The sequence below is a fragment of the Massilia genomosp. 1 genome (assembly GCF_011682185.1).
Lineage (GTDB): Bacteria > Pseudomonadota > Gammaproteobacteria > Burkholderiales > Burkholderiaceae_D > Telluria_A > Telluria_A rubra.
The window spans coordinates 20,589-31,283 of sequence record NZ_WHJF01000084.1; the positions used below are offsets into that span (position 1 = coordinate 20,589).

A 10,695-nucleotide genomic window follows, 5' to 3' on the forward strand; every position below is an offset into this window, starting at 1 on the left:
ATTGCGAGCAACCGGCCGACGTCCCCGTTGGCCAGATTGAAAAGGAGCGCGCAACTGTCGCACGTTCCCACCTGTGTTGGCCGGTATCCGGGCTGGCAAATGCGGCCGTCTCACCTTCCCATGCCAAATGCACAGTGGTCAATCGAGGCGGCTCGTCGCCATGTCAGCGACATTTGCTTACCGTTGCGGGGGCAGCACACGTTGGCCTGTATTGTCCTGTCACAGGCTTCGTGTTTCCCAGTTTAACTGCGCTCATGGACATGGGCGCGGGCACCAAAACCCGATAATTATACACAGTCGATGATGACGGTCTCGCCGTAGGCGATGGCGTGGGGACGCTGCGCCGCTTCCAGCGCCATGGCCTCGGGTTCCAGTCCGCGCGCGCGGGCCAGCAGCAGGCGGATGGCGCCGGCGTGGCAGATGACGGTGGCGGCGCTCGTGTGCGAGTGCATGCAATCGGCATAAAACGCCGACACGCGGCGCGCCATGTCGGTCACGCTTTCGCCCCCACCGGGGCGGTAGCCGGCCATGTCGGCGGCCCAGGCGTCGATGGCGGCGCGCTCAATGTCGTCCCAGCGGCGCATTTCCCAGTCGCCGAAATCGAGTTCGGCCAGGCGCGCGTCGTAGCGCACCGCTGCCCCGCCCAAGGCTTGCGCCAATCCGGCGCAGCGCCGCAGGGGGCTCGAGAACATCGGTGCGCCGGCCGGCAGGCGCTCGCGCAGGGCGGGCAGGGCCAGCGCCTGCAGATCAGGATCGACAGTCAGGTCGGTGCGCCCGTAGCACACACCTGGCGCCACCTGCGGCGCCAGGTGGCGCACCAGATACAGGCGCATGTCAGGGCCAGGCGCCGCGATGGAAAAACGCCAGCAGCGCCAGGTAGATGACCACTTCGGCCACCTGCTGCACGGCGCCCAGGCAGTCGCCGGTGTAACCGCCGATGCGGCGCAGGCACTTGGCGCCCAGCCAGCACGCCACCAGCGCGGCGCCGGCCACGCTGGCGAGCAGGGCGAGCCAGGGCAGCATGCCGGCCGTTGCCAGGGCCAGCGCGGGCACGCCGGCGCAGGCGCAGGCGATGCCGAATTCCCGGTGGCTCATATGCTGGGCCATCGGCTTGGCCTTGCCCTCGGCGCGCGCGTAGTCCATTTCCCAGATCAGGCTCACCGCCGCAAGGCGCGATAAAGGATGGGCGATGAACAGCGCGACCATGACGGCCGGTGTGGGCAGGGACCACAGCGCGGCGCACTTGAGGCCCACCGTCAGCCCCATGCCGACCGCGCCATAGGTGCCGATGCGCGAGTCCTTCATGATTTCGAGCACGCGCTCTGTGCTCAAGCCGCCGCCGAAACCGTCGCACATGTCGGCCAGGCCGTCTTCGTGGAAGGCGCCGGTCAGGTAGATGGCCGCCGCCGTCGACAATATCACCGCCACGGGAGCGGGAAAGAGCGCCGCCGCGCCGGCGTACACCGCCGCCGCCACGCTGGCCACCACCACCCCGACCAGCGGAAAATAGCGTGACGCATGGTGTAGCCAGGATGGATCGAAGCCCACCCAGCCCGGAATCGGCACGCGCGTGAAGAACTGCAGCGCGATGAAGAACAGCCGGCACTGGTGGACGATGCTGGCCATGGCTTGTATTTACGCCGACTGGCCGCTGACGCGCGCCGACTGGAAGGTGGCCATCTCGCCGAGGAAGTTGACGGCCGCGTGCAGCAGCGGCAGCGCCAGCGCGCAGCCGGTGCCTTCGCCCAGGCGCAGGCCGAGGTTCAAGAGCGGCCTGGCGTGAAAATGTTCGAGCATGCGCGCGTGGCCCGCTTCGTCCGAGCAGTGCGAGAAGACGCAGTAGTCGAGGATGGCCGGCTGCATGCGCGCCGCCACCAGCAGCGCGCTACTGACAATGAAGCCATCGATCAGCAGCACCATGCGCCGTTCGGCCGCCTTGAGCATGGCGCCGACGATCATGGCGATCTCGAAGCCGCCGAAGGTGGCCAGGATGTCGAGCGGCTCGCTCATGTCGCCATGCAGGGTCACGGCCGCCTCGATCACGCTTTGCTTGTGCAGCACGCCCTCGATTGATAAACCGGTGCCGGCGCCGACGCAGTGGGCCACCGGCACGCCGGTCAGCTTGTGCATCAGCGCGGCGGCGGCGGTGGTGTTCCCGATGCCCATTTCGCCGAAGCCGATGACATTGCCCTCCAGGTTGCCGACGATGCGCATGCCGTGCGCCAGGGCGGCGGCGCATTCGGCCCAGCTCATGGCCGCTTGCTGCGCGAAGTTGGCGGTGCCGCGTGCGACCTTGCAGTCCATGAGCGCCGCCCGCTTGCCGAAGTCGTGGTTCACGCCGGCGTCGATAATCTGCAGCGCGCAACCGTTCTGGCGCGCGAACACGTTAATCGCCGCGCCCCTGGACAGGAAGTTCTCGACCATCTGCCAGGTGACGCTTTGCGGATAGGCCGAGACGCCTTCCGCCACCACGCCGTGGTCGGCCGCGAACACCAGGATGGCCGGCTTGTGAAGCGCGACTCTGGTCGTTTGCTGGATCAGGCCGATCTGCCGGGCCAGCGTTTCGAGCGCGCCCAAACTGCCCAGCGGCTTGGTCTTGTTGTCGATCGCTTGGGCCAGTTCGCTGGCCAGCAGTGGGTCGTGGGTGGAAAGTATGTCTGGGAGGCGCATCGTGAGGAGAGATAAGAAAGTGTCAAGAAAATTCCGCGTTAAGATAGCACATCCACGCTGTCGCGTTCCTGCAAGACCAGCGCAGGGCGGCAAAGTGCGGCACAATTGGCCTGTGAATGTTGTCGTTTCATACAAGGTACCCGCAAGCGAGCTCGTAAAAGAACAGGAAAAGCATGAACGAACAGGTGGCAAGGGACGTGGTGCTGGTGCGCTCGATCGAAAGCATGGACGGCAAGCACGAGGTGCTGAGCGACGACGATCGCCTGTACGCCAGCCGCAGCGCGAAGGAACTGGCGCAGTGGCAAGCGTCCGACAGCAAGTCGGCAGTGACCACCGAGCACTTCTTGCAACAGCGCGCCGAGCAGATCCTCAAGCGCTTGGGCGAGCGTACGCCCGCGTTCGCCGCCATTGCGCGCCGTCGCGGCGGCTTCAAGGCGCTGTCGCTGGGCGTGCCGCTGCTGGCGCTGGTGCTCGGCGCGGCGGTCGACCGGATTGGCGATCCGCACCGGGTCGACTTGCTGTCGGCGCCGCTGCTGGCCATTATCGGCTGGAATATGCTGGTGTACCTGTTGTTGATGGCGTGGGTGCTGGTGCCGGCACGCAAGAACGGCTGGGTCTCGCCGGCCTTGATGCGCCGCCTGAGCGGGGCGCAATTGTCGCTGCCGCGCAAGTTACCGAACGTGCTGGCGGCCGGCTTGACCAATTTCAGCCTCCAGTGGAGCGAGCTGAGCGCCAAGCTGACGCAGGCACGCCTGGCGCGCACCATGCACCTGGCCGCCGCCATGTTTGCCGTGGGCGCGGTGCTGTCGCTGTACGCGCGCGGGTTCCTGACGCAATATGTGGCCGGCTGGGAAAGTACCTTCCTCAACGCCACGCAAGTGCATGGGGTCCTGTCGGTGCTGTTTGCGCCGGCCGTGGCCCTGTTGCCACTGGAAGGCTTCAGCATCGCCGATATCGAGGCCTTGCAATTTTCGAAAGTGCCGACCGGGGCGGGCGGGGCCAAGTGGGTGCATTTATATGGTGCGAGCTTGCTGCTGCTGGTGGTGCTGCCGCGCCTGGTGCTCGCTGGCGTGGCGCATTGGCGCGCGCAACGGATGCGCAATACATTTCCGCTGGACCTGGAACAGCCCTACTTCCGCAAGCTTAACGGCGAGGCCGGCACCAGCGCGCCGGCCCTGCTGCGCGTGCTGCCTTACAGTTACACCTTGGATGAGGCGCGCGACAAGGGCCTGGCGCAGATCGCCGTCACCCTGTTCGGCGAGCAGGCGCGGGTGATGCTGCGCCCGTCGTCCGGCTATGGCGAAGAAGCGGTTGATACCCTGCGCGACCTGAGCGTGGAGGATGCGAATGTGACGGCGACCGCCGTGCTGTTCAGCCTGGCAGCAACGCCGGAGAAGGAAAATCACGGCGCCTTTCTCGACCACCTGGTGCGCGCCTCGCAACGCGGCATTGCCGTGCTGATCGACGAATCGGCGCTGACCGAGCGCAGCGGTGCGCAAGCCGGGGCCGATGTACGGCTGGCCGAGCGCACCGCGCTGTGGCAACAGTTCTGCCAGTTCCACCGCGCCCCGGCCACCATCGTCAACCTGCTCCATCCCGAGCGCCGCCCGCTGGAGCTCGGCGCCGGTCTTAGTTTATCGAAGGCATCATGAGCGACACCCCTGTCCATATCCAGTTTGCACTGATTTCGCACACCAACAACGGCAAGACCACCCTGGCGCGCACCCTGGTCGGGGTCGATGTGGGGGAAGTGCGTGATGCCGCCCACGTGACCATCTTTGCCGAGTCGCACTTGCTGCTCAAGACAAACGAGGGCGACACCCTGCAACTGTGGGATACGCCCGGCTTCGGCGACTCGGTGCGCCTGCTCAAGCGGCTGGCCACGGCCGGCAATCCGATCGGCTGGTTCCTGCGCGAAGTGCTGGACCGCTACCGCGACCGTCCGTTCTGGCTCAGCCAGCAAGCGCTGCGCACCGCACGCGACGAGGCCGATGTGGTGCTGTACCTGGTCAACTCGTCCGAACATCCGCGCGACGCCGGCTACCTGCCGGCCGAAATGCGCATCCTGGAATGGCTGGGCAAACCGGTGGTGGTGCTGCTCAACCAGCTGGGGCCGCCCCGTCCGGCGCACGAAGAACAGCAGGAGCAAACGGCCTGGAAACAGCACCTGGACCAGTACAAGATCGTGCGCGATGTGCTGGCGCTCGATGCCTTCGCCCGCTGCTGGGTGCATGAGCGCGTCTTTTACGAGGCGGTGGGCAAGCTGGTCGAGGAGCCCAAGCAGGCCGGATACGCGCGCTTGTTTGCTCTGTGGGAAGCCAACAACCGCGAGCGTTTTGTCGAAGCGATGCGGATCACCAGCGCCCAGATCAGCAGTGCCGCGCGCGACAGCGAGCCGGTCGAGGCCGACGAGAAAACGTTCATCAAGTCAGCCATGAAAGTGGTGGGCCTGGGCAAGAGCGACCAGCAGCGGCAGGAGCGGGCCATGGGCTTGCTGGTGGAAAGGCTGAACCAGCATATCGCCGCCACCACCGGTCGCCTGCTGGCGCTGCATCAGCTCGATCCGAGCGAGGCGCCCAAGATCAACGCGCGCGTGAGCAAGAATTTCACCGTGCGCGCGCCGCTCGATCGCGCCCAGGCCGGCTTGCTGGGGGCGGTGGTGTCGGGCGCGGCGACGGGCTTGTCGGCCGACCTGATGGCGGGCGGATTGACCTTCGGGGCCGGGGCGCTGCTGGGCGGCGTGGTCGGGGCGCTGACGGCGGCCGGCGCGGCCTGGGGTTTCAATACCAGCACCGACCGCAACCGCACCACGATGCAGTTCGCCGACGATTTTTTGCAAACCTTGCTGGTCAGTAGCATCCTGCGTTATCTGGCGGTGGCGCACTTCGGGCGCGGGCGCGGCAACTTCGTGGAAGGCGAGGCGCCGGACTTCTGGCAGGCGGAAGTGGAGGGCGCGGTGGCCCGGCAGGCGGGGCGGCTGGCCGACCTGTGGCAGGCGCTGCGCAGCGAGGGCGCTGCGGGCAAGGCGGCTGCCGAGGTCGAGACGATCGCGACGGAGGTGGCGCGCGCGACCCTGGCGAAGCTGTATCCGGGGTCGATGTGAGCCGGCGCGGCTGGATGAGAATTTCTTGTTCAGCGCGAGAAAACCTGCCGGCGTGGCTCCGGCGCTGATCAGCCGCTTATGCGCCAGAGAAAAACCGGACGCCTGGCCGTAGCGCTCTTTCGACGGGCCTGATCAGAAAACGTATTGCGCGCTCACGCCCGCCAGCCAGTTGCGCTGCGGCGCCGCTTCATAAAAGCGCTTGTTGGCGTCGCCGACGATCACCGATCCCACATAGCGCCTGTCGCTCAGGTTATTGAGGCGCACGAACTGCTTGAAGCGCCATCCACCGAGTGACTGCCTGGCCTGGAAACGGGCGTTGACGATCGCGTAGCCAGGGGCGGCGATATCGGCATTGGCGTCGTCGGCATAGACCTTGCCGCTGGCGATGGTGTCGAGCGCGGCGCCGACGCCGTCGTTGCTGCTCTTCCACGCCAGCTCGCCGAACAGGTTCGCTTTCGGCACGCCCGGCAAGCGGCTGCCGGCCGCAACATTGCCGAAGCCTTGCTCGTAGGTAGCGTTCAAGGCGGTCATGGCCAGGCGGCCACTGAATCCCGCGCCAAAATTGCTGTCCAGCGAGACTTCCGCGCCCCGGCGCAAGGTTTCACTGGCATTGCGGTAACTGGTGCGTCCGCCGCCGGCAATGTCGACGACCAGCTCGTCGCTGGTTTTTACCTGGAAGACCGCCGCATTGATGCGCGTGTTGCTGCCGAGATAGGCTTTGACGCCCGTTTCCACATGCGTGCTGGTGGCGGGCTTGAGGGCGAAATTGAAGCCGGCGCCCGCACCTGAATAGAACAGCTCATTCAAGGTCGGCGCTTCGAAGCCGCGCGCCGCGCTGGCGTACACATTCACGGTTGGCGAGATTTTGTACAGCGCAGCGAGCACGGGCGTGGTGTGGCGGAAATGAACGCCGCCGCTGTCGTTGCCGTTTGTAATGAAACGATCGTCCACGCCGACTTGCATGCGGCTGTGGCGCAGGCCGGCGCTCACGACCCAGGCGCCGCCTTGCCATTCGGCTTGGGCATACGGATCGACGCTCGATACGGTATTGCTTTCATCGCGGCGCAGCGTACCCTGCAGGCCGAATTGGTTGCCGATAAAGTTCTCGTAGCCCTGGCGCTGGTCGCTGGAACGGCCGTAATCGATGCCGATGGTGGTGCTCAGCTTGCCGCCGGCGACATTGCGCACGCTGAGCCAGTTGATGTCGGCGCCGTAAAAATCACGGTCGAAATCGACCACGCCGCCGGACTGGCTGGCGGGCGTTTGCACGAATTTGGAAAACGCCTGGTACTGGATCACCTGGCGCTGGCCGCCGTACACCATCGCCCGCACGCGGTCGTCGCCCAGGCGCTGCTCGAAGGCGGCCCCGGCTTGTTTGTGGTCGATGCTTTTGCGCGTGTTGTAACGGTCGGCAATGGTGCGCTTCGGATTCTGTGTATCGGTGGCGTCGGTTTCGCCGGCGCGCGGATCGCGCTGGTAGGTGGCCCAGGTCACGCCGAGCGGATCTTGCGTGTCGTCCTGGCTCAGCGCGCTGGCGCTCAGGGTCAGCTTGCTGGTGCTGGTCGGCGCCAGCGTCAGCTTGGCAAAACCCTGGTCGCGCGTGGCGCCGCTGTGCGCACGCTCGCCGTCGGTCTGGAAGCGGGACGTGTCGATCACGTAGCCGATGCCGCCGGTCTCGCCCTGGGCGTTGACATCTGCCTTGCGCGTACCGGCGCTGCCGCCAATAAACGTGCCTTCCACGCTCGGCCGGCCCTGGCCGTCGCGCGTGAACAGCTGGACCGTGCCGCCGGCATGGTTGCCGTAGATGGCGGAAAACGGCCCGCGCAAGACTTCGATGCGCTCGGCCATGTCGAGGTTGAAAGTTGCCGCCTGTCCCTGTCCGTCCGGCATGGTGGCCGGGATGCCGTCGGCAATCAGGCGCACGCCGCGCACCCCGAAGGCCGAGCGCGCCCCGAAGCCGCGCGAGGAAATCTGCAAGTCCTGCGCGTAATTCTGGCGGTTCTGGGCCGCCAGGCCGGGCACTGCCGAGAGCGCTTCGGACGCGTTGACGCGCAGTTGGCCGTCGCGAATGCAGGCGGCGTCGAGCACGTCGATGGCTGCCGGCAAGTCGAAACTGGTGTGCTCGACCCGGCTTCCGCTGATGACGACCACATCGGCCAGCGGCGCGTCGGCCGGCGCTGCCGCTGCCATGCCGGTGGCGCCGAGCGCAAACAAGGTGGCGATCGTGTTCAGGCGAAACGGGTGCTGCGTCATGGGTTCTCCGGGGGATGTTGAGCGTCGGTACGCAATATACGCGGGCGCGATGGATCCTGCAGCGAGCCCGGATGGCTTGCGCGCGTAATGTGCGCCAGAGCACCAACGAAAGGACTAGCCTCTGGGTAGCCGTTGAAGTTTCTTTGCGTTTGCGCAGCTACTTGTTTTGATGTGCGTCTATGCTTGGATTCCCGGTACATAACCATAAAAGGAAGATGACGACATGAATCTCGCAGATATCAGCAAGCTGGGCGTAGCCAATCCGTTCAAACAACGCTACGAAAATTACATTGGTGGAAAATTTGTTGCGCCCGTTAAAGGCGAGTATTTCGGAAACATCACGCCGATCACCGGGCAGGTGTTTTGCGAGGTGGGCCGTTCGAGCGCGGAAGATATCGAGCTGGCGCTGGACGCCGCGCATGCCGCCAAGGAAGCCTGGGGCAAGACCTCGCAGGCCGAGCGCGCCAATATCCTCAACAAGATTGCCGACCGCATGGAAGAAAACCTCAGCTTGCTGGCCACGGCGGAGACGATCGATAACGGCAAGCCGATCCGCGAGACCACGGCGGCCGACATCCCGCTGGCGATCGACCATTTCCGCTACTTCGCCGGGTGCATCCGTGCGCAGGAAGGTTCGGTCGCGCAGATCGACCATGACACGTACGCGTATCACTTCCATGAGCCGCTCGGCGTGGTCGGGCAGATCATCCCGTGGAATTTTCCGATCCTGATGGCCGTCTGGAAACTGGCCCCGGCATTGGCTGCGGGCAATTGCGTGGTGTTGAAACCGGCCGAGCAGACACCGGCCTCGATCATGGTGCTGATCGAGCTGATCGGCGACCTGCTGCCGCCGGGCGTGCTCAATATTGTCAACGGTTTTGGGCTGGAGGCGGGCAAGCCCCTGGCGTCGAGCAAGCGCATCGCCAAGATCGCCTTCACCGGCGAGACCGCTACCGGCCGCCTGATCATGCAATACGCGGCGCAAAACCTGATTCCGGTCACGCTGGAACTGGGCGGCAAGTCGCCGAATATCTTCTTTGCCGACGTGATGGATGCGGACGACGCGTTTTTCGACAAGTGCCTGGAAGGTTTTGCCATGTTCGCGCTGAACCAGGGCGAAGTGTGTACCTGTCCGTCGCGCGTGTTGGTCCAGGAATCGATTTACGACAAATTCATTGCGCGCGCCTTGGAGCGGGTGGCGGCGATCAAGCAGGGCAATCCGCTCGATGCCTCGACCATGATCGGCGCCCAGGCATCGCAGGAACAGCTGGAGAAAATCCTGTCCTACCTCGATATCGGGAAGCAGGAGGGCGCCGAGCTGCTGGCCGGCGGCGCGCGCAATGTGCAAGCGGGCGACATGAAGGAGGGGTATTACGTGCAGCCGACGGTATTCAAGGGCGATAACAAGATGCGCATCTTCCAGGAAGAGATATTCGGTCCGGTGGTGGCGGTGACCACGTTTACCGATGAAGCCGACGCCCTGCGCATCGCCAACGATACCTTGTATGGACTCGGCGCCGGTTTGTGGACGCGGGACGGGTCGCGCGCATTCCGGGTCGGTCGCGCCATCGAGGCCGGGCGGGTGTGGACCAATTGCTACCATCTGTATCCGGCCCATGCGGCTTTCGGTGGTTACAAGCAATCGGGCATCGGACGCGAAAATCACAAGATGATGCTCGATCACTACCAGAAGACCAAAAACCTGCTGGTCAGTTATAACCCGAACGCGATGGGCTTCTTTTAAGCAGGGAGCTGTATATGGTTGACGCGCTTTCACGCGTGGTCGCAACCGATGCCGCGCGCGCAATGATTGACGAGTTGCGCGCGCGGCATGGGCCGCTCATGTTCTTTCAATCGGGAGGCTGCTGCGACGGCAGCGCCCCGATGTGCTATCCGGACGGCGAATTCAATATCAGCGATACCGATGTGCATGTCGGCGAGATCAATGGCGCCGCCTTCTATATGGGAAGGGACCAGTTCGCTTACTGGGAGCATACGCAACTGATCATCGACGTCGTCGCAGGCAACGGCGGGATGTTCTCCCTGGACAATGGGACAGGAAGGCGCTTCCTGACCCGCTCGCGGCTGTTTACCGACGATGAATTCGGTGCCCTGGCTGCGGTCAGGGAGGGGCCGCGCGACACATAAATGCGTGTATTCGTGAGAAAGCGTCGGCCGGACGCGACGGAATGTGTAGCACCTCAGAAAGTCCTTGCCAGGGTGGCGAGGCCTTTGCTATAGTTCGCCTCCCCGCTGAAACGCTAGCGAAATCAAGTAGTTAGCAGGCAGTCCAGGGGCGTTTCGAAAGAAGCGACGTAAGAAAAAGAGGTTGACGAGAAACGCGAAACGCTGCATAATCTCACCTCTCTGCTGCAACGAACACAACGCTTCGTACCATGCGGCAAGATAGAAATACCGAATACGTTCTTTAACAATTAACAGTCGATAAGTGTGGGCGTTTGATGAAGGTGCCAACGAAGCGCAAGCGACGTTGAATACTTAAATTATCAAATGTTCACAAAAAAGAAATTAGGCGCTTCGCAAGAAGTGGCCTGTCAGTATTTTGAGTGAGCGATCTGTCCGCAAGGACATTAAACAGAGATTGAACTGAAGAGTTTGATCCTGGCTCAGATTGAACGCTGGCGGCATGCCTTACACATGCAAGTCGA

At 64.1% G+C, this 10,695-nt stretch carries 8 protein-coding genes, 1 rRNA gene and 1 riboswitch; of the genes, 5 read left to right on the top strand and 4 right to left on the bottom strand.

All coding sequences use genetic code 11. The features are described 5' to 3' along the window. Positions 1-61: 61 nt before the first annotated feature. Positions 62-293: riboswitch (cobalamin riboswitch) on the bottom strand. The 3 genes from F1735_RS24770 to cobT all read right to left on the bottom strand — a co-directional run bounded on the left by F1735_RS24770 (position 288) and on the right by cobT (position 2,670). Continuing rightward, complete coding sequence (locus F1735_RS24770) at positions 288-833, bottom strand: histidine phosphatase family protein (RefSeq protein WP_167239408.1); 546 nt, start codon at positions 831-833, stop codon at positions 288-290. Its footprint overlaps the riboswitch before it by 6 nt. Position 834: 1 nt before the next feature. Next, entirely contained in the window at positions 835-1,626 is a 792-nt protein-coding gene (locus F1735_RS24775) for an adenosylcobinamide-GDP ribazoletransferase (protein WP_167239409.1), read from the bottom strand. Positions 1,627-1,635: 9 nt separating this feature from the next. Further along, the gene (gene cobT / locus F1735_RS24780) at positions 1,636-2,670 is read right to left on the bottom strand and encodes a nicotinate-nucleotide--dimethylbenzimidazole phosphoribosyltransferase (RefSeq protein WP_167239410.1); all 1,035 of its coding nucleotides are present in this window, start codon (positions 2,668-2,670) and stop codon (positions 1,636-1,638) included. A gap of 173 nt (positions 2,671-2,843) precedes the next feature. Between cobT and F1735_RS24785 the strand changes: the two genes are divergently transcribed. Then, entirely contained in the window at positions 2,844-4,322 is a 1,479-nt protein-coding gene (locus F1735_RS24785) for a DUF2868 domain-containing protein (RefSeq protein WP_167239411.1), read from the top strand. After that, the gene (locus tag F1735_RS24790; protein WP_167239412.1) at positions 4,319-5,773 is read left to right on the top strand and encodes a DUF3482 domain-containing protein; all 1,455 of its coding nucleotides are present in this window, start codon (positions 4,319-4,321) and stop codon (positions 5,771-5,773) included. The genes F1735_RS24785 and F1735_RS24790 overlap by 4 nt, the downstream gene beginning before the upstream one ends. Positions 5,774-5,905: 132 nt before the next feature. On the opposite strand, the gene F1735_RS24795 is transcribed toward F1735_RS24790, so the two are convergent. After that, positions 5,906-8,026 (bottom strand): TonB-dependent receptor family protein, encoded by a 2,121-nt coding sequence (locus F1735_RS24795; protein WP_167239413.1) that lies wholly within the window; start codon positions 8,024-8,026, stop codon positions 5,906-5,908. Between the two features lie 223 nt (positions 8,027-8,249). Between F1735_RS24795 and adh the strand changes: the two genes are divergently transcribed. From adh to F1735_RS24810, 3 genes are all read left to right on the top strand, one after another. Then, positions 8,250-9,770, top strand: coding sequence for an aldehyde dehydrogenase (gene adh / locus F1735_RS24800; RefSeq protein WP_167239414.1), 1,521 nt, complete (start codon positions 8,250-8,252; stop codon positions 9,768-9,770). A gap of 14 nt (positions 9,771-9,784) precedes the next feature. After that, complete coding sequence (locus F1735_RS24805) at positions 9,785-10,174, top strand: DUF779 domain-containing protein (RefSeq protein WP_167239415.1); 390 nt, start codon at positions 9,785-9,787, stop codon at positions 10,172-10,174. A 456-nt stretch (positions 10,175-10,630) separates the two neighbouring features. Next, positions 10,631-10,695: ribosomal RNA gene (locus tag F1735_RS24810) — 16S ribosomal RNA — on the top strand; the annotation flags it as partial.

What these genes read in the sequence shown, in the direction of transcription:
- F1735_RS24785 (WP_167239411.1), top strand. Translation starts at nt 2,844, where the DNA reads ATGAACGAACAGGTGGCAAGGGACGTGGTGCTGGTGCGCTCGATCGAA.
- adh (WP_167239414.1), top strand. Translation starts at nt 8,250, where the DNA reads ATGAATCTCGCAGATATCAGCAAGCTGGGCGTAGCCAATCCGTTCAAA.
- F1735_RS24775 (WP_167239409.1), bottom strand. Translation starts at nt 1,626, where the DNA reads ATGGCCAGCATCGTCCACCAGTGCCGGCTGTTCTTCATCGCGCTGCAG.
- cobT (WP_167239410.1), bottom strand. Translation starts at nt 2,670, where the DNA reads ATGCGCCTCCCAGACATACTTTCCACCCACGACCCACTGCTGGCCAGC.
- F1735_RS24790 (WP_167239412.1), top strand. Translation starts at nt 4,319, where the DNA reads ATGAGCGACACCCCTGTCCATATCCAGTTTGCACTGATTTCGCACACC.
- F1735_RS24805 (WP_167239415.1), top strand. Translation starts at nt 9,785, where the DNA reads ATGGTTGACGCGCTTTCACGCGTGGTCGCAACCGATGCCGCGCGCGCA.
- F1735_RS24795 (WP_167239413.1), bottom strand. Translation starts at nt 8,026, where the DNA reads ATGACGCAGCACCCGTTTCGCCTGAACACGATCGCCACCTTGTTTGCG.
- F1735_RS24770 (WP_167239408.1), bottom strand. Translation starts at nt 833, where the DNA reads ATGCGCCTGTATCTGGTGCGCCACCTGGCGCCGCAGGTGGCGCCAGGT.